General features: G+C 54.0%; 16 protein-coding genes. 6 read left to right on the forward strand and 10 right to left on the reverse strand.

The features are described 5' to 3' along the window. The first annotated feature begins 37 nt into the window (after positions 1-37). Together EDC54_RS03105 and EDC54_RS03110 are read left to right on the forward strand one after the other, a co-directional pair. Positions 38-1,228, forward strand: a complete 1,191-nt coding sequence (locus EDC54_RS03105) for a Bcr/CflA family multidrug efflux MFS transporter (RefSeq protein WP_132453089.1) — start codon at positions 38-40, stop codon at positions 1,226-1,228. Positions 1,229-1,593: 365 nt separating this feature from the next. Beyond that, positions 1,594-1,938 (forward strand): YejG family protein, encoded by a 345-nt coding sequence (locus EDC54_RS03110; RefSeq protein WP_132453091.1) that lies wholly within the window; start codon positions 1,594-1,596, stop codon positions 1,936-1,938. 48 nt (positions 1,939-1,986) lie between these two features. On the opposite strand, the gene yejF is transcribed toward EDC54_RS03110, so the two are convergent. The 8 genes from yejF to yeiP all read right to left on the reverse strand — a co-directional run bounded on the left by yejF (position 1,987) and on the right by yeiP (position 11,141). Beyond that, the gene (gene yejF, locus EDC54_RS03115) at positions 1,987-3,579 is read right to left on the reverse strand and encodes a microcin C ABC transporter ATP-binding protein YejF (protein ID WP_132453093.1); all 1,593 of its coding nucleotides are present in this window, start codon (positions 3,577-3,579) and stop codon (positions 1,987-1,989) included. A gap of 1 nt (position 3,580) precedes the next feature. Further along, positions 3,581-4,606, reverse strand: a complete 1,026-nt coding sequence (locus EDC54_RS03120; RefSeq protein ID WP_132453095.1) for an ABC transporter permease — start codon at positions 4,604-4,606, stop codon at positions 3,581-3,583. Then, positions 4,603-5,694, reverse strand: coding sequence for a microcin C ABC transporter permease YejB (locus tag EDC54_RS03125; protein WP_132453096.1), 1,092 nt, complete (start codon positions 5,692-5,694; stop codon positions 4,603-4,605). The genes EDC54_RS03120 and EDC54_RS03125 overlap by 4 nt, the downstream gene beginning before the upstream one ends. A 9-nt stretch (positions 5,695-5,703) precedes the next feature. Next, positions 5,704-7,512, reverse strand: coding sequence for an extracellular solute-binding protein (locus tag EDC54_RS03130; protein ID WP_132453098.1), 1,809 nt, complete (start codon positions 7,510-7,512; stop codon positions 5,704-5,706). 359 nt (positions 7,513-7,871) lie between these two features. Then, the gene (mepS, locus tag EDC54_RS03135; RefSeq protein ID WP_132453100.1) at positions 7,872-8,453 is read right to left on the reverse strand and encodes a bifunctional murein DD-endopeptidase/murein LD-carboxypeptidase; all 582 of its coding nucleotides are present in this window, start codon (positions 8,451-8,453) and stop codon (positions 7,872-7,874) included. A 319-nt stretch (positions 8,454-8,772) separates the two neighbouring features. Continuing rightward, the gene (locus tag EDC54_RS03140) at positions 8,773-9,474 is read right to left on the reverse strand and encodes a phosphatase PAP2 family protein (RefSeq protein ID WP_132453102.1); all 702 of its coding nucleotides are present in this window, start codon (positions 9,472-9,474) and stop codon (positions 8,773-8,775) included. 30 nt (positions 9,475-9,504) lie between these two features. Continuing rightward, complete coding sequence (locus EDC54_RS03145) at positions 9,505-10,491, reverse strand: CobW family GTP-binding protein (RefSeq protein ID WP_132453104.1); 987 nt, start codon at positions 10,489-10,491, stop codon at positions 9,505-9,507. 77 nt (positions 10,492-10,568) lie between these two features. Then, positions 10,569-11,141, reverse strand: a complete 573-nt coding sequence (yeiP, locus tag EDC54_RS03150) for an elongation factor P-like protein YeiP (RefSeq protein WP_132453106.1) — start codon at positions 11,139-11,141, stop codon at positions 10,569-10,571. A 254-nt stretch (positions 11,142-11,395) separates the two neighbouring features. Between yeiP and EDC54_RS03155 the strand changes: the two genes are divergently transcribed. Next, entirely contained in the window at positions 11,396-11,650 is a 255-nt protein-coding gene (locus EDC54_RS03155) for a YkgJ family cysteine cluster protein (protein WP_132453652.1), read from the forward strand. 8 nt (positions 11,651-11,658) lie between these two features. Here the strand turns inward: EDC54_RS03155 and EDC54_RS03160 are convergent, their stop codons facing one another. Continuing rightward, positions 11,659-12,837 (reverse strand): sugar efflux transporter, encoded by a 1,179-nt coding sequence (locus EDC54_RS03160; RefSeq protein ID WP_132453108.1) that lies wholly within the window; start codon positions 12,835-12,837, stop codon positions 11,659-11,661. 333 nt (positions 12,838-13,170) lie between these two features. Here EDC54_RS03160 and fruB point away from each other — a divergent pair, with 333 nt between their 5' ends. Genes fruB through fruA form a run of 3 tightly spaced genes read left to right on the forward strand, consistent with a single transcriptional unit; the run spans position 13,171 to position 16,961 of the window. Then, positions 13,171-14,304, forward strand: a complete 1,134-nt coding sequence (gene fruB / locus EDC54_RS03165; protein WP_132453110.1) for a fused PTS fructose transporter subunit IIA/HPr protein — start codon at positions 13,171-13,173, stop codon at positions 14,302-14,304. Next, positions 14,301-15,239 carry a 1-phosphofructokinase gene (gene fruK, locus EDC54_RS03170; protein ID WP_132453112.1) on the forward strand — a complete coding sequence of 313 codons (939 nt, stop codon included), beginning with the start codon at positions 14,301-14,303 and terminating at the stop codon, positions 15,237-15,239. Before fruB ends, fruK begins: the two co-directional genes overlap by 4 nt. 18 nt (positions 15,240-15,257) lie before the next feature. After that, positions 15,258-16,961 carry a PTS fructose transporter subunit IIBC gene (gene fruA / locus EDC54_RS03175; protein ID WP_132453114.1) on the forward strand — a complete coding sequence of 568 codons (1,704 nt, stop codon included), beginning with the start codon at positions 15,258-15,260 and terminating at the stop codon, positions 16,959-16,961. Between the two features lie 202 nt (positions 16,962-17,163). Here the strand turns inward: fruA and nfo are convergent, their stop codons facing one another. After that, on the reverse strand, positions 17,164-18,003 hold the full coding sequence (gene nfo / locus EDC54_RS03180; RefSeq protein WP_132453116.1) for a deoxyribonuclease IV: 840 nt from the start codon (positions 18,001-18,003) through the stop codon (positions 17,164-17,166). Between the last annotated feature and the right edge of the window lie 71 nt (positions 18,004-18,074).

The following is an 18,074-nucleotide window of genomic DNA, read 5'->3' on the forward strand; positions in this document are numbered from 1 at the left end:
GTTCAGCGCGTTCTTTTTTCATCTGGAGTGATTTTTGGTGCGATTACGCCGTGCTTCACACTTCGGGCTGATTTTTATCCTTGGCCTGATTTCGATGCTGATGCCGTTAGCCATCGATATGTATTTACCCGCGCTGCCGACCATTGCCAATGAGTTTGGTGTAGAAGACGGGCATGTCCAAATGACGCTAAGCACTTATGTGCTGGGGTTTGCCATCGGCCAGATGTTCTACGGCCCGATGGCGGACAGTCTGGGGCGCAAGCCTGTGATCCTCGGTGGTACGCTGGTTTTTGCGTTTGCCGGCATGGCCTGTGCGCTGGCGCAAACGGTAGAGCAGCTGATCTTTATGCGCTTCCTGCATGGTATTTCCGCGGCAGCGGCGGCGGTGGTGATTAATGCACTGATGCGCGACATGTTCTCGCGGGATGATTTTTCTCGCATGATGTCGTTTGTCGTGCTGGTGATGACCGTCGCGCCGCTGATTGCGCCGATCGCCGGTGGCTGGCTGCTGATGTGGTTCAGTTGGCATGCGATTTTCTGGGCGATCTCGGGTGCGGCTTTTCTGGCGTCTGCGCTGATTTTCTTTTTCATTCAGGAAACATTACCGCCAGCCAGACGGCAAGCATTTCATCTGCGCACGACCATCGGGAATTTCGCCATTTTGTTCCGCCATCGGCAGGTATTCGGCTATATGATCGCGAGTGGATTGTCCTTTTGCGGGATGTTTTCTTTCCTGAGCGCCGGGCCGTTTGTGTATATCAACCTGTACGGCGTTTCACCTCAGCATTTTGGCTACTACTTTGCTTTGAACGTCGTCTTTCTGTTTGCGGTGACGTTGTTCAATAGCCGCTATGTACGCCGGCTGGGGGCGATGGCGATGTTCCGGGCAGGGCTGCTGATTCAGTTTGCGATGGGCCTGTGGCTACTCATCGTTTATCTGTTCGACCTGGGATTTTTACCGCTGGTGTTGGGTGTCGCGCTATTCGTTGGCTGTATTGCGATGGTTGGGTCGAACGCGATGGCGGTGATTTTAGCGGGCTTTCCTCATATGGCAGGAACGGCGTCATCATTGGCGGGGACGCTGCGTTTTGGTCTGGGAGCGACGGTCGGCATCATCCTGTCGATGGCGTCGTTTGACAGCGCCTGGCCAATGGTGCTCTCGATGGCAATCTGTTCGATAGGGGCCTTTCTGCTGTATCTGTACGTGAGTCGGCCAACGGCGTCCTGATTTCCAGACGCGGAACGGTGTGTCCGCATTCCCATTCTTCCTTTCTCTCACGGCTTAACGGTGACTCGTTAAGCCGCTTGTCCTTGTTCTTTAAATGTAAATAAAATGATTTAAAAGTGAATAAAAGAAATAAAAATAGTTGAGATATTAAGTGGAAAAGGTTACATATAGCCCAAAAATAAGAGAGATTCGTGATCTGTCTTACATTAATCGTGCTTGCAATCAGGCGTGTTCGTGAATTCGTTAATTACAAAACGTTAAATTGTTGTTTTTTTGCTCATTAAAAGTGGCGGGAAACCGCTGGAGCACGCTACTATGATAAGTATGTTGCTATTTTGTGAAATTTTAACCTGAGGAAAGCAGTAGTGGATAGTTTCCAACTTTCGGTCGTTCATCGTTTGCCGCAAAGTTATCGCTGGTTATCGGGTTTTGCAGGCGTCAACGTTGAACCGATCCCGCTGAGCGGTCGAGAAGAAGAAAATAATCTGAGCGGTTTCAAGTTGTTAAGCCATGATGGTGATCTTGCATGGAAAATCATGCACCAGTTGAATGAGACCTTGTCTGAAATTCAGGTTGAATGTGCCGTTCTGGAATGGGAAGGCGAACCGTGCCTGTTTTTACACCGCAAGGATGAAAGTACCGCAATGTGCCGCTTGAAAAATATGGGCGTGGCTATTGCTGAATCGATCTCCGCGCAGTACCCCTTTTAAGCCGCAGCGTCAGCGCAGGCGCAGCGGCTATTCCGCTCTTTTCCACGTTCAGGATGAGAACTGTAGCAACTCCCGCGTATAACGTTCAGCGGGACGCATGAAGATCTGTTTACACTCACCCTGTTCGACGACTTCACCCTGCCGTAACACGATAACCTGATGGCACAGCGCACGGATAACCTGCAAATCATGGCTGATAAACAGATAGGCGATGCGGTGTTTTTCCTGCAACGATCTCAATAGCGCCAGAATCTGCGCCTGTACCGTTCTGTCCAGCGACGACGTGGGTTCATCAAGGATCAGCAGCTCCGGTTGCAGTATCAGCGCGCGGGCAATGGCGATACGCTGGCGCTGACCGCCGGAAAACTCGGAGGGATAACGGTAGCGGGTGGTGGGATCCAGCCCGACTTCTTGCATCGCCTCAATCACGCGCTGGTCGCGCGCCGCTTTGCTCAACTTTTGGTGGACGGTCAATCCTTCGGCAATAATTTGGTCGACATTCAGCCGTGGGTTCAGCGCGGAGTTGGGATCCTGAAAGACCACCTGAATCCGGCGGCGGAAGGGCAGCATCTGCTTACGGGTTAACCCTTGCAACGGCTGGCCGTCAAACCAGATATCGCCGCGTGATTGAATCAGCCGCAGCAGCGCCAACCCGGTGGTGCTTTTTCCTGAACCGGATTCGCCCACCAACCCCAGACTTTCGCCACGGCGTAGCGTGAAGCTGAGCTTGTTGACAACCTGCTTTTCGTCCACGGTACGGCGCAATAAGCCACGTTTGATGGGAAATGCGACGCACAATTTCTCCACCCGCAGGAGTGGTTCTCCGTCATCCTCTAGGGGAGGCGGCTCGCCAGCGGGGTCTGCCTCCAGCAACTGGCGCGTGTAGTCATGCTGTGGCGCGCTGAAAAGTTGCTGACAGGTATTGTGCTCGACGGCCTGACCGGCCTTCATGACGGAGACATTATCCGCCAACCGGCGAACGATATTCAGGTTATGAGTAATAAAAAGCAGGCTCATCCCCATTTCCTGTTTCAGCTCGTTGAGCAACGTCAGGATTTGCGCCTGCACGGTCACGTCCAGTGCCGTCGTCGGCTCATCGGCGATCAACAAGTCAGGCTGGGTCAGCAGCGCCATGGCAATCATCACGCGCTGGCGTTCCCCGCCGGAAAGCTGGTGTGGAAAGTCGGTCAACCGGCTTTTCGCCTGACGAATCCCGACGCGATCCAGACAGGCGATGACTTCGCTGCGCGCGGTCTCGGCGCGCATGCCCCGGTGGAGTGAAAGAACTTCAGCCAGCTGTTTCTCGATGTTTTGCAATGGGTTGAGCGACACCATCGGTTCCTGAAAGATCATCGCGATTCGGTTGCCGCGTATCTGACGCAGTGTTTTTTCATCCGCGTGCAGCAGAGATTGCCCAGCGAAGCGGATATCCCCCTGCGGATAAAGCACGGGCGGTGAGGGGAGTAAGCGCAAAACCGACAGCGCGGTGACGCTTTTTCCCGAACCGGACTCTCCCACCAGCGCCAGCGTTTCGCCGGCATTCACCGTCAGCGAAAGCCGGTCGACCACTCGCTGCTCTTGGTCGCCTTTGCGGAAGGCTATGCTGAGATTATCTATCTGCAATAAGGGTGAACTGGACATATTAATGCGCCTTGCTGGGGTCAAAGGCGTCGCGCACGGCTTCGCCGATAAAAATGAGTAAGGAAAGCACGATAGAAAGCACCATAAACACGGTAATGCCCAGCCACGGCGCCTGAAGGTTATTTTTCCCTTCCAGCAATAAGGTGCCAAGTGACGGCGAGCCCAGCGGCAGGCCAAAACCGAGAAAGTCCAGCGATGTCAGTGTGGTGATCGAGCCGCAGAGAATAAAAGGCAGATAGGTCAGTGTGGCGACCATCGCGTTTGGCAGCATACAGCGGAACATAATGGCGCGGTCGCTGACGCCCATCGCCTGCGCAGCGCGAATATAATCAAAGTTCCGGGTACGCAGAAATTCCGCCCGCACCACGCCGACCAGACTCATCCAGCCGAAAAGCACGGTAATGGCCAATAGCCACCAAAAGTCCGGCTGAATCACGCTGGACATCAGAATGATGAGAAAGAGCGTCGGCATACCCGACCAGACTTCGATAAGGCGCTGTCCCCATAGGTCGAAACGCCCGCCGTAATAGCCCTGTGTCGCGCCGACGGCGATGCCAATCACGCTGGATAATAATGTGAGCGCCAGACCGAACAGCATTGAGATACGGAAGCCATAAAGAACCTGTGCGACCACATCTTTCCCCTGGCTGTCCGTGCCCAGCCAGTTTTGCCCATCAGGCGCGGACGGAAAGGAGGCCGTCGTGGCATAGTTTATGGTGTCGTAGCGATAATGAATCAGCGGCCAGACTGCCCAGCCGTGGCGGTTGATTCGTTCGGCGATGTAAGGATCGCGGAAGTCAGCGGTGGTATCTAACTGCCCGCCGAACGTCCTCTCGCTGTGATCAACGAACACCGGCGTATAGAACTGGCCGTTGTATTTCACCAGCAGCGGTTTGTCATTGGCGACCAGCTCGGAAAACAGGCTGACGATAAATAACGCCATGAAGATCCACAGCGACCAGTAACCGCGACGATTGCTTTTAAAACGCGCCCAGCGCGCCTGATTTATCGGGCTTAAACGGCTCATTGGCGTCCCTCAAAATCGATACGCGGATCCACCAGCGTATACGTCATGTCGCTGATGATGTTCAGCAATAAACCGATCAGCGTGAAGATATACAGCGTGCCGAACATGACGGGATAGTCACGTTGCAGCGTGGCGTCATAGCCTAACAGACCCAGTCCGTTGAGAGAGAACATCACCTCAATCAGCAGCGAGCCGGTGAAAAACATGCTGATAAACGTGGCGGGGAAGCCCGCGATCACCAGCAGCATGGCGTTACGGAACACATGGCGATAGAGAATACGCTTCTCATCCAACCCTTTAGCTCGCGCGGTGACCACATACTGTTTGCGGATCTCATCCATAAAAGAGTTCTTGGTGAGCATGGTTAAGGTGGCAAACCCCCCAATCACCGAAGCCAGAACCGGTAGGGCGATATGCCACAGATAATCGGTAATCTTGCTGTACCACGGCAGGGTATCAAAATTGCTGGACACCAGCCCGCGAAGCGGGAACCAGTCCAGATAGCTGCCGCCGGCGAACAGCACAATCAAAATGATCGCAAACAAGAACGCGGGAATGGCATAGCCGATAATAATCAGCGTGCTGCTCCAGGTGTCGAAGGGCGTGCCGTTCCTGACGGCTTTTCTTATGCCCAGCGGAATGGAAATCAGGTAGACGATGAGCGTGCTCCACAGCCCCAGCGTAATGGAAACCGGCATGCTCTCTTTAATCAGTTGCATCACCGAAGAACCGCGGAACAGGCTGTCGCCGAAGTCAAAACGGACATAATCCCACAGCAGTTTAAAATAGCGTTCATGGAGCGGTTTATCGAAGCCATAACGCTTGGTGATTTCCTCTATCACTTCCGGGTCGAGCCCGCGTGAGCCCCGGTAGGTATTCTCGATATTGGGGGCGTTGTTGGCGCGCGCCATTACGGCATCCATTCCTTTGCCGCCGGTAAAGCCGCTGCCGTGTCCCATTTCAATGGCCGCGATGGCCTGATCTACCGGACCGCCGGGGGCAATTTGTACAATGAAAAAATTAATCGTGATGATCGCCCACAGCGTTGGAATGACCAGCAAGAGGCGGCGTAACAGATACGTTCCCATTTCGATTCCTTAGCGTCGATCTGCGGGCAGCGTGGCCGCCTTTTTGACATCGTACCACCAGCCGTCGAGGCCAAGCGAATAGGCGGGGCGCACGGCGGGCATGGCAAACTTGTTCCAGTAGGCGAAACGGTCATGGTTGGAATACCACATCGGGATCATGAACTGGTTCCAAATCAATACCCTATCCAGCGCCCGCCCTAGTGCCACTAGCGGCGCCTTTTGTCCCTGGTGTTTTACGATTTCGGCGATAAGCGAATCAATGGCGGGATCGCTGACGCCGGGTCTGTTGTACGTCGAGTCGATATACTGCGAGCTCCAATAAATTTCGAGGTCATCACTGGGGTAGAGGAACGCTCTGTAAACCGTTGCCGTCATATCGAAATCCCGTTTGCGGATACGGTTGTTGAACTGGGTGCTATCAATATTACGCACGTTCATGGTAATCCCCAGTTTTTTCAGACTCTGCTGAAAGGGCAGGGCATATTGTGAGTTGCCTGCGCTTGGCAACAGCAGTTCAAACGTAAAGGGCTGCCCGGTTTTACGGTTCACCAGCTTTTGGTCTTTCAGTACCCAGCCGGCGTCTTCCAGCAGTTTTAAGGCCTTAAGCCAGTTTTGTCGGTCATAGCCGCTGCCGTCGGAGGCAGGTGGTTGATAGCTGGGACCAAACACTTCAGCGGGCACTTTGTCTTTCAGCGGTGTCAGCCAGGAGAGCTCCCCGGCGCTGGGTTCGCCTTTGGCGGCATACTCGGTGTTTTGGAAATAACTGTCGGTACGTTGATAGGCGTTGTAATACAGCGCCTTGTTCATCCAGTTGAAATCGAATGCCAGTGCTAACGCCTGACGTACCCGGCGATCCTGAAACAGCGGCCGCTGAAGATTGAATGCCAGCCAGCGCGTATCCTGTGCGGCCTGATTGACCTGATCCTGTTTGATAATATAGCCGCGCGCAATGTTGCCGCCTTGATATTGCGTCGCCCAGTGTTTGGGCGATCTTTCTTCTCGCAGGTCAAAAGCGCCGGCTTTAAACGCTTCCAGCGCGACGCTGTCGTCCAGATAGTAGTCGTAGCGGATTTTATCGAAATTGTACTGACCTTTATTGACCGGCAGGTCGGCGGCCCAATAGTCTTTTACCCGCGAATAGGTGACATATTGTCCGGTACGATAAGCGGTAATGCGATAAGGGCCGCTGGCAGGCGGCGGATACCCTAACGGTTCATTGAATTTATGGTTCTTCCAGAACGCCTGCGGCATGACGGGCGACGTCAGCAGGCTGAACATGCGGTTTTTATCGGGAACCGGAAAATCGAAACGCACGGTTAGCGGCGCCACAACCTTTGCCGTAATACCTTTAAAATAGATGCGGAACTGCGGCACGCCCTGCGTCATAAACATATTGTAGGTGAACGCGACGTCGGCAGCGGTGATCGGCGAGCCGTCGTGAAAGCGGGCTTTGGGATTGATGTCTATTTCAATCCAGTGGAAGTCCGCCGGGTAGCGTGTTTTCTCGGCGATCAGCGGATAATAGCTGCCTGGCTCATCCTCTGCGGCAACAAAGAGCGAATCGTAGAGCTGCTCAGTACGCGCAGCCGGAAGGCCGCGCAGCGCGTAACGGTTGAAATTATCAAAAGTACCCAGGGCGCTGAGCGTGATGCTGCCGCCTTTTGGCGCATCAGGGTTAACGTAATCAAAATGACTGAAGTTCTCGGCATATTTGGGTTCACCCAAAAGTGCAAAGCGAGTGCTATGTTCAATCGTCTCGGCATGGAGCCCAAACTGGGTGGCGCAAAGCAGTAGGGCGGCGATAACGCGTGTTGACATCGGGCGGTAATCTCCTGCGAGCGGACGTAAACTGGCTGGAAGTCTTGAGACAACTATTCCATCGCGTAACGTCGGCAATGCCGATTTTTTCGGCAAAAAGCTATTGAAATAATTAACATTCCCCGCGGGAATCGACGTATTTCTTTTTTATCATGAAATCAGGCGATAACCTACTCTAATCACGGTCTGTTAATGTTTCAGTCTGTTAGGGCCGGAAAATTTTGTCTGGCCTGTCAGAAGGGGAGTATGCGGGAGAAGAACGGGTAAAAAACGCTAAAAAAACGCCGCTTGGCTAAGCGGCATTGATATCGTCTCGTTTGTTGGTTAACAGCACCATTCATAGCAAGGGAGCGGGTTGATTAGCTGTTTGTTCCTTTACTCAGAACGCGGCGTCCTTCCTGATAACGTTTGCTCCAGTAGCCTTCCGTCATGCTGGAAATCATCACGCCGCTGCTGGTTGACGCGTGGACGAACTGATCGTTGCCGAGGTAAATACCAACATGGCGCCCGGTCGAGCCCGCGCGAAACAGAACGAGGTCGCCAACGCGCAGTTTGTTGCGTTGAACCTTCTGGCCCATTTCTTGTTGTTCATAGGTAGAACGCGGTAAATCCATGCCAAATTGTTCGCGGAACGTGCGTTGCACGAAAGCCGAACAGTCAATACCACGACGACTGTCGCCACCTAAACGGTAACGAACGCCTTTCCAACTGGCATATTGGTTGAGCAACTTAGACTTGATGTCGACGTTACGAACCAATGCTTCAAATTCATCCTGAGAGGCTTGCAGTAAAAGACCATCTTTGTCATTAACTGCACGCATATCAGTTTGAGGTTTATGGTGGTACGCGCTGTTACTTCCACATGCGGAGAGCATCATTGCCACCGCGACGGCAGGGACCGCCCGCCAGATATATCTCAGAATCGGTTGAGACTTGACCATTGTTGTTGAGTTCCCTTGCTGTCCTTAACGATAAGTATCGCTATGTCATATCCCCGCATCACCGGGGCATCAATGCCAAACGAAAACGAAACACAGACTAAATCAGCGTGTCATGTTAGCCAAACACTCATTAGCGAAAGTGTGTATGAATGCACATTTTCGCTTGCCGCTGGTAGCAGACTGCGTGCTAAAAAGCAAACTCGAACGAGACTACCGTAACAATGAAAAGATTGCGAGTAGTTTTAAGTATTTATTTATAAGATTTAATGATGTATTCACACAAAAAATGGCGATAGAAAGAATCAGAAAGCAGACAGGCTTATTCTGCCGGTTTGTACGGTAACAGTCGGCTGAGCGCGGCGATAGCCGCATCGCATGCCGGGGTTAATAACCACCAACTGAGGCCGACTAACACAACGGAAAACGATCCTACCGCGATATCGGTAAACCAGTGCGCGCCAATCATGATGCGCGGCAGCGAAAAGAACACCACAATGGCGACGCCGATTGCAAATGCGGTTCGGGTAAAATAACGCAGCATAAAGGCGGAAAAAATCATCAGCATCATGCCGTGGTCACCGGGGAAACTGTCCGAAGAGGCGTCTTTGGTGGGGATCCCCGTCAGGTCTGAAACGCGGTTGATGCCGTGAAAGTAGCGCGTCGGGCTGGCGTGTTTCACGGGAAGTAAGTGGCCCGCCTGATTCAGTACGACGGCGGTTAACAGCATGACGATACCGATGATGAACAGGCGATGCCGTTCTACAGGCGACGCTTTCAGATAAAACGACAGGTATAACAGCCCCATGGCGATGAGTGAGCAACCGTCAAAGGCGCGGTTATTGGTTACGGCGACCAACTGTAAGAAGGCCGGGCTTTCAACCAGAAGGTGGTTGAAATAGAAGAAGATATGGCTGTCGAGCGTAAACCAAAAGCCATGATGCTTCATCAGATACCAGGACAAAAACAAACCAATGCCTAACGCATTGAGCGCTAAAATAGCGCAAAGGCGAGTCAGTGACATGTGCTAAAAGCCGGAAATGAAAACGCCAGATTAATCGACGTTAGTTAAACGCGCCTTTAACAAAGTGGTTTGTAATGCGTTCCATTCCGCAGGTGTCTCGTTGATCGCTTCAATACGGCTGTCAAGCGGCGGCGTCGCCCGGGTTTCGATATGCAGATCGTGCCCCTGACGGTTGATGAGGAGGGTGCCTTCTTTTATATGCATGATGCCCTTAACCCGGCCAACGGGGGAAAGGCGCACCCAATCCAGCAGGGCTGCGGTATCAAAGGTGGTTTCAGGGGAGAATATCCACCCGCAGGCGTGATAACCCTGTCCTTCGTTGAGCGCGCGCCGCCATGATTGGCCGCCCGGCAGTTTTAGTGCTGCCAGTCCCTTTGGGGACTTATGCGCGTGATGGTGAGCGCCATCGGGAAGTTCGTTCAGGTTCTGGCGCGCATGGTCGAGTAATTCCCGATCAATATTACCCTGGCTGGCTTCAATAAGCAGCCGGCCTCCGCCGCTTGTCTGGCGCCACTGTTGTAGGGCTGCAAGATCGTCGGGGCGGTAGCTCTCCCGCTTATTGGCGATGATGATGTCGGCAGAGGCGAGTTGATCGCGGAAATTTTCGTTTTCCCTATAGCGAGCTTCGTTGAGTTGGCGCGCGTCCAGCAGACATAGCGTGGCCTGTAATGTCAGCCATGGCTGATAGATATCACTCGTCAGCAATGACAGAACCTGTTTCGGATGACCAAGACCGGTTGGTTCAATAAGCAGACGGTGTGGTTTTTTTTGTTGCAACAGCATGTTCAGGCCAATCTGCATCGGCAGACCATTGACGCAGCACATGCAGCCGCCGGGAATTTCTTTCAGTACTGCGCCGCTGTCCGCGAGCAAAGCCCCGTCAATCCCCACCTCACCAAACTCGTTGACCAGAACCGCCCAGACTTCACCTTCGGGTTTTTGTGACAGAAGGTGGCGAATCGTCGTGGTTTTTCCGCTGCCGAGGAATCCGGTGATCAGGTTGACTTTCGTTAGCATAACAGGCTCCGATGCGGGTTGAAGTGTGCCGGATATCCCCGGCGACAATCCTCTGGTCAATGGCGCAGTGTGTGATATTAGTCTGCGCGCCCCATATAGCGGCGTTCGGGAATGTGAATACGGATTTTTTCACCTGAGCTGAGGTATTCCGGAACCTGAATAATCAAGCCGGTACTCAGGGTTGCCGGTTTGTTGCGGGCGCTGGCAGATGCCCCTTTAATGCCCGGCGCGGTTTCAACGATTTCCATATCCACCGTTTGCGGCAGTTCCAGCGCGATAATCTGACCGTCCCAGGTCAGGACCTGAATCCCGGGAATGCCGCCTTCAGGGATAAACAGCAGTTCTTCTTCAATTTGTTCTTTTTTAAAGTTGTAAGGCGTGTAGTCTTCATCATCCATAAAAACGTATTCGTCGCCATCAATGTACGAAAACGTGACAGCGCGGCGCGTCAGAGTGATGGTATCCAGAATGTCATCGCCTTTAAAACGCTCTTCTACTTTCAGCCCTGTTTGCACGTCGGAAAAACGCATTTTATACAGCGTGCTGGCACCGCGGGCGCTGGGGCTTTGGATGTCGACATCCTTGACCAGCAGCAGCTTGCCGTTGTAGTTAATGACCATTCCGCGTTTAATTTCGTTCGCTCTTGCCATAAAAAGACCTGTGATAAGGAGTGAGATTTTTGTGGCGACACGTTACTCGCGCCGACGCGTTCAGGCAAGCATATCCTCGTCATCCTTCAGATTTCCTGTCCGTTGGCTGCGTGACCCGCCGTCTCCCTGAGCCTCACGCCTTTGGTGCCGTGCAAGTCGCGTGGTATCGGGAACATGATCTGAGATTGGTTTTGGGGGGAAGGGGTGCTATCGTGGCGTTCTCTTTCTTTGCCAGCCCACCGGAGAGCTCGCTGATGGACTGTCGCCCCCATTGTGCCGCCTGTTGCATTGCCCCTTCGATTTCAACGCCGATGCCGGGCCTGCCGCATGGCAAACCCGCCAACACGCCCTGTATCCACCTTGATGCGGCGATGCGTTGCGGTTTATTCCATTCCCCTCATCGGCCTGCCGTCTGCGCGGGGTTACAGCCGCGAGCGGACATGTGTTTCAGCCATCGCGACGAGGCGCTGATTTATCTGTGCCGCCTGGAAGCGGAGACGGCGCCCTGAACGCCCCATCAGGCGTCTTTAATGCGCCACATACAGTATGCGGCGCCGGTGATCATCAGCAGGGCGAAGAAAAACACGGCGTAGTAACTCCAGATTTCAGCCACAATCCCGGCCAGCGAACCGGAGATGATCCATCCGACGCGCGTGGTATTGGTAAATAGCGTGGTGGCTGCGCCTGCCTGTCCGGGCATCAAATCCTGAAAATAAAGCATGCCGATCCCTGCCAGAATACCGATGAAGATAGCGTTCAGCCCCTGTAATGCCAGCAGAGCAATCTCTCCCTCAAGCACCAGCATACCGCCGAAGAAGAGCAGGCCGGAGGTCACGGCAAGACGCATCAGGAAACGTTTACCGAAGCGTTTAGCCACGTAGCCGGCGATCAGCATGACCGGAATTTCCAGTGCGGCGGCGGCGCCCATCATGATCCCCGCCAGTTTTTCCGGTAGATGCAGTTCATTGAGCAGATATAACGGCATGTTGATGAGGTAAATCCCGTTGCAGGTCCACATCAGAGTACAGGCAATGAACAGCAGGAGCGTATCCCGCCGGTTACGGCGGGGCGATTCCAGCGTGGCTGGTTTTTCCCCCACAATTTTGGGCATGGAGGGTAAAAAAAGTCTGACCAAAATACCGCATAAGATAAAAACAGCGGCGGCGGTCAGGTACATCGCCGTAAAGCCGAATCCGAGCGCCAGCGCAAAGGCGATAGGCGGGCCGATGACCCAGGCCAGTGAAATCTGGGCGCGCAGCACCGAACTGAACATGGCCGCTTCGCGACCCGTTTTATCCGCATGCTCCCGCGCGAGCGCAAAAAGCTGTGGGGTTGCCGTCGACCCAAAACTGCTGAGTAACACGCCGATAAAGAGCAAAATAAAATAGTTGCGGTTCCAGGCAAACAGCATACAGGCCAGCGCCCCTAACAGGCAGCAGAAGAAGATCAGCGACTTGCGGTCGCCCTGACGATCCGATCGCGTCGCCAGTATTTGGCTGACCATGATCCCGATAACCGCGCTGCCGGTATAAAACATGCCCACCAGAAAAGGACGAACCTGTACTTCGCTGGAAAGAAAGAGACTAAGCGTGGGAAGTTGCAGCGCGCCGGCCGTCCCGGTCAAAAAAGCGATAATCAGGAAGGCAGACGACGTCAAATCAATCGGGCGTCGTGTTGTGTTTATAGGCGTGAACATAATTGATGGCGTTTGGGAAATAGGCTGAAATGTTTCGAACGCGGCATAATACGCTGGTTTATCATGAAACAAAAATCCTGTTTCATTTTTTCTCTTCAGCACGGCTTCAGCAATTTGATGATCTTGATTCACTGGCGTGCCGGTTCGGCGTTAAAATGTGCGTAATGTCAAAATTTTGCGATATCAAAAGCGCAGAGCGCTTGCATAAATGCTGTAATAGAATAAGACTTTTGACACGTTTCAGCGGTATGTCTTTTGAAACGACCTAATAATCGCCACATTTTTTTCTCATAAAAGCTGAAACGATTCAACTTTCAGCAAGAGAGGAGAGCCATGTTCCAGTTGTCACAGCAAGATATTCATTTAGGCGCAGTGGCCAGTAATAAGCAGGAAGCCATACAGCTTGTTGCTTCAGCACTGACCGAGGCCGGGTGCGTTAACGCGGGGTATGTCGACGGCATGCTACAGCGCGAACAGCAAACATCTACTTATCTGGGGAGCGGCATTGCTATCCCTCACGGCACGACCGATACCCGCGATCTGGTATTGAAGACCGGGGTTCAGGTATTCCAGTTTCCTCAGGGTATCGCCTGGGGTGAAGATCAAACCGCTTATGTGGTGTTGGGCATTGCAGCCCGATCGGATGAACATTTGGCCCTGCTGCGTCAACTGACTCACGTCCTGAGCGACGATCGCGTGGCGGCGAGACTGGCAAGCACCACTTCCGCAGAAGAACTGCGTAGCCTGCTGATGGGTGAACAGCAACTGGCGGAATTCCGTTTTGATACCTCGCTGATTGCACTGGATGTGGCGACCGACAATCTGCTGACGCTTCAGGCGCTGAACGCCGGACGTCTTCAGCAGGTGGGCGCGGCGGATGCCAGCTTCGTCAGCACGGCCGTCAGCAACAAGCCGCTGAATCTGGGGCAGGGCGTATGGTTCAGTGACAGCGCCGTCGGCAACCTCGGCAGCGCGGCGGCAGTCGCGCGCCCGGCGACGCCTTTCAGCGTCGACGGGGAAAACGTGGCCTTACTGGTCACGGTCGCCGCCGCTGACGATCAGGCGTTCGCGCCTATCGATTATCTGAGCAACCTGTTGATTGCGCAAAAAGCGGAACGTCTGCTGACGGCGGACGCCCCAACCCTGCTGGCCTTGTTGACCAGCGATGTCCCGGAAGAGAGCGAAGTGCTGACGGCGGAATTTACCATTCGCAATGAGCACGGTCTGCATGCGCGTCCGGGCACCATGCTGGTGAACGTGATTAAACAGTTCAGCAGCGAGATTACCGTGACCAATCTGGATGGCACCGGTAAGCCGGCAAATGGTCGCAGCCTGATGAAAGTCGTCGCGCTGGGTGTAAAAAAAGGTCATAAACTGCGCTTCACCGCCAGCGGCGATGATGCGGAACAGGCATTGGCCGCCATTGGCGAGGCGATTACATCCGGGTTGGGTGAGGGGGCAGCATGAGCAGGAGAGTCGCCACAATCACCTTGAATCCAGCTTACGATCTGGTTGGCTATTGCCCGGAAATCGAAAAAGGCGAGGTCAATCTGGTCCAGACAGCGGGTCTGCACGCCGCTGGCAAAGGGATCAATGTTGCCAAAGTGCTGAAAGATCTCGGGATTGATGTCACGGTAGGTGGCTTTCTGGGTAAAGACAATCAGGATGGTTTTCAGCAATTGTTCAGCGAGCTGGGCATTGCCAACCGTTTTCAGGTTGTGCCGGGACGCACGCGTATTAATGTCAAATTGACGGAAAAAGAGGGCGAGGTCACCGACTTCAACTTTTCCGGCTTTGAAGTCACACCGCAGGACTGGCAGCGTTTCGTCAATGACTCGCTAAGCTGGCTGGGGCAGTTTGATATGGTCGCGGTGAGCGGCAGCCTCCCCGCCGGCGTGGACCCCGATGCGTTTACCGACTGGATGTCGCGTCTGCGCAGCCAGTGTCCTTGCATCATTTTCGACAGCAGCCGTGAAGCGCTGGTGGCGGGACTGAAAGCGTCTCCCTGGTTGGTCAAACCTAACCGCCGGGAACTGGAGATTTGGGCAGGGCGTAAATTACCGACGCTGGCCGATGTGGTGGATGCCGCTCACGCGCTGCGTGAACAGGGGATTGCGCACGTGGTGATCTCGCTGGGCGCGGAAGGCGCGCTGTGGGTGAATGCGTCCGGCGCATGGCGGGCGCTGCCGCCGGCCTGTGAAGTGGTCAGTACGGTAGGTGCTGGCGACTCCATGGTAGGGGGGCTGATTTATGGCTTATTAATGCGTGAATCCAGTGAGCATACTTTACGTTTGGCGACGGCGGTTTCAGCGCTGGCCGTTAGCCAAAGTAATGTTGGTATTACCGATCGTCCTCAGTTGGCCGCGATGATGGCGCGTGTCGATCTGAAGCCTTTTAACTGACACAGCAGGAGATAAACAATGAAAACGCTGCTGATTTTGGATAAATCACTCGGACTGGCGAGAAGCCAACTGGTGAAGAACCTACTCAGTGCTGCCGCTGCGAAAGCAGGGGTGACGTTTACAGAACAACCTGACGACGCTGAACTGGCAATTGTGCTGGGCGCATCCGCTGCGGCGGACAGTGCGCTGAATGGCAAGCAGGTTTATGTCGGTGACATTGAACAGGCTGTCACGCAGCCGGCTGAGTTTTTGGCGAAGGCGCAAGCGGAGGCAACGGCGTACCACGCAGCAGCGTCGCCTTCTGTTGAACCGGCTGCCGCTCAGCAAGCGGCGGGTCTTAAGCGCATCGTTGCCGTCACCGCATGTCCGACAGGGGTGGCGCACACGTTCATGGCCGCTGAAGCCATTGAAAGTGAAGCAAAAAAACGTGGCTGGTGGGCAAAAGTCGAAACGCGTGGTTCAGTTGGCGCCGGCAATGCGATCACCCCGGAAGAAGTTGAGCAGGCCGATCTGGTAATCGTCGCCGCGGATATTGAAGTCGATCTGGCAAAATTCGCCGGTAAGAAAATGTATCGCACCTCGACGGGGCTGGCGCTGAAAAAAACGGCGCAGGAGCTTGATAAAGCGTTTGCTGAAGCGAAGGTTTATCAACCTAGCGGCAACGTCAGCGAATCCAGCGGCACAGAGTCGGGTCAGAAAGGGGGCACAGGTCCGTATCGTCATCTGTTGACCGGCGTTTCCTATATGCTGCCGGCTGTGGTGGCTGGGGGCTTGTGCATCGCGCTGTCATTTATGTTCGGCATTGAAGCGTTTAAAGAGCCGGGAACATTGCCGGCGGCGCTTAAAATGGTCGGTGATGCGGCATTTACCTTGATCGTCCCACTTTTGGCGGGGTACATTGCCTTCTCGATTGCTGACCGTCCCGGTCTTGCTCCTGGGTTAGCTGGCGGCGTTCTAGCCGTTGGGATGGGCGCAGGTTTCCTGGGGGGGATCATCGCGGGATTCCTCGCCGGTTACATCGCAAGAGCGATCAATAAACACATCAATTTACCGCAGAGTATGTCTGCCCTTAAACCCATCTTAATTATTCCGCTGCTGGCTACGCTGATCATGGGGCTGATTATGGTCTATGCAGTTGGGACGCCGGTGGCAAAAATTCTGACAGGGTTAACCGACTGGCTGCAATCAATGGGAACGGCGAATGCGGTCATTTTGGGGGCGATTCTTGGCGGCATGATGTGTACGGACATGGGCGGACCGCTTAACAAAGTGGCTTACGTCTTTGGTACGACCCTGCTCAGCAGTCAGATTTACGCGCCGATGGCGGCTGTCATGGCGGCCGGTATGGTGCCGCCGCTGGCGATGGGGTTGGCGACATTACTGGCGGGCAAGAAATTCAACCCGACCGAACGTGAAGGGGGTAAGGCGGCGCTGATTCTGGGGCTGTGCTTTATTTCCGAAGGGGCGATTCCTTACGCCGCTCGTGATCCCATGCGTGTTCTTCCTTGCTGTATTATCGGCGGAGCCTTGACGGGAGCGCTGTCCATGGCGGTCGGTGCTAAGTTAATGGCGCCTCATGGCGGTCTGTTCGTGCTGCTAATCCCGGGAGCGATTACGCCGGTTATCGGTTACCTGCTTGCAATCATCGCTGGGACTGTTGCCGCTGGCGTGCTGTATGCGTTCTTGAAGCGCCCTGATGAGCAACAGGCGAAAGTCGCTTAAGTCTGCTTATCACCAATTTCAAACGGCAGGATGCGTATGAAAATAGCGCCAGTGAGGAGAATCCTCACTGGCGCTAGTTTTTTGCACGCTGCCCGTCATGCCTTCGGAGTTCGGTGGGTTAACGACACGATTTGTCGCTCTGAGATGTCTGCATTTCCTTTTTAGAGGCGACACTACGCACTGTTCAATCGTGTCATCAGCATTACGCTTCGGATTTGAGCCAGGCGATTTCGTCAGCCCAGATATCGGGGTTGACCGTTTCCAGAATCATCGGAATACCGTCGAAACGCGCATCTTTCATGATATAGCTGAACGCGGTTTTACCGATGTTGCCTTCTCCCAGACTATGGTGACGGTCAACACGACTGTTGAACGCGCTCTTCGCATCATTCAAATGCATTCCACGCAGATACTGAAACCCAACCACCCGGTCGAATTCGGCAAAGGTGGCGTCGCAATCGGCTTCTGTTCGTAGATCGTAACCGCCAGCAAAAGCATGACAGGTATCGATACAGACGCCGACGCGGCTTTTGTCTTCGACGCCATCAATGATGGCCGCCAGATGTTCAAAGCGAAATCCCAGGTTACTGCCTTGTCCGGCGGTATTTTCAATCACGGCGGTGACGCCCTCCGTTGCCGCCAGCGCGATGTTGATCGATTCGGCAATGCGTGCCAGACAGTCCGCTTCTTCTATCTGTTTGAGGTGGCTGCCGGGATGGAAATTCAGCAGGCTTAATCCCAACTGCTGGCAGCGCGCCATCTCATCAATAAAGGCGACGCGGGATTTATTCAGCGCCTCATCGTCCGGATGACCAAGATTAATCAGGTAACTGTCGTGAGGCAGGATCTGTGCTGAGGTATATCCGTATTGCTCACAGGCGGCTTTAAAACGCGCGATAAGATCGGCACTGAGCGGCGCGGCCTGCCATTGGCGCTGGTTCTTGGTAAATAACGCGAAGGCGGTGGCTTTTATTTCATGGGCGCGAATGACGGCCTGATCGACGCCCCCTGCCGCGCTGACGTGTGCCCCGATATATTTCATGTTGCTCTCCTCTGGTTGCGGCAGCATTATGGCATCGTCCGACAGGTTAATGAGACGTTAACAGAGAAAAA

The sequence above is a fragment of the Samsonia erythrinae genome (assembly GCF_004342665.1).
Lineage (GTDB): Bacteria > Pseudomonadota > Gammaproteobacteria > Enterobacterales > Enterobacteriaceae > Samsonia > Samsonia erythrinae.

Coding starts and splice junctions, on each gene's coding strand:
- yejF (WP_132453093.1), bottom strand. CDS start 3,579: ATGTCCAGTTCACCCTTATTGCAGATAGATAATCTCAGCATAGCCTTC.
- EDC54_RS03120 (WP_132453095.1), bottom strand. CDS start 4,606: ATGAGCCGTTTAAGCCCGATAAATCAGGCGCGCTGGGCGCGTTTTAAA.
- EDC54_RS03125 (WP_132453096.1), bottom strand. CDS start 5,694: ATGGGAACGTATCTGTTACGCCGCCTCTTGCTGGTCATTCCAACGCTG.
- EDC54_RS03130 (WP_132453098.1), bottom strand. CDS start 7,512: ATGTCAACACGCGTTATCGCCGCCCTACTGCTTTGCGCCACCCAGTTT.
- mepS (WP_132453100.1), bottom strand. CDS start 8,453: ATGGTCAAGTCTCAACCGATTCTGAGATATATCTGGCGGGCGGTCCCT.
- EDC54_RS03140 (WP_132453102.1), bottom strand. CDS start 9,474: ATGTCACTGACTCGCCTTTGCGCTATTTTAGCGCTCAATGCGTTAGGC.
- EDC54_RS03145 (WP_132453104.1), bottom strand. CDS start 10,491: ATGCTAACGAAAGTCAACCTGATCACCGGATTCCTCGGCAGCGGAAAA.
- yeiP (WP_132453106.1), bottom strand. CDS start 11,141: ATGGCAAGAGCGAACGAAATTAAACGCGGAATGGTCATTAACTACAAC.
- EDC54_RS03155 (WP_132453652.1), top strand. CDS start 11,396: ATGGACTGTCGCCCCCATTGTGCCGCCTGTTGCATTGCCCCTTCGATT.
- EDC54_RS03160 (WP_132453108.1), bottom strand. CDS start 12,837: ATGTTCACGCCTATAAACACAACACGACGCCCGATTGATTTGACGTCG.
- fruB (WP_132453110.1), top strand. CDS start 13,171: ATGTTCCAGTTGTCACAGCAAGATATTCATTTAGGCGCAGTGGCCAGT.
- fruK (WP_132453112.1), top strand. CDS start 14,301: ATGAGCAGGAGAGTCGCCACAATCACCTTGAATCCAGCTTACGATCTG.
- fruA (WP_132453114.1), top strand. CDS start 15,258: ATGAAAACGCTGCTGATTTTGGATAAATCACTCGGACTGGCGAGAAGC.
- nfo (WP_132453116.1), bottom strand. CDS start 18,003: ATGAAATATATCGGGGCACACGTCAGCGCGGCAGGGGGCGTCGATCAG.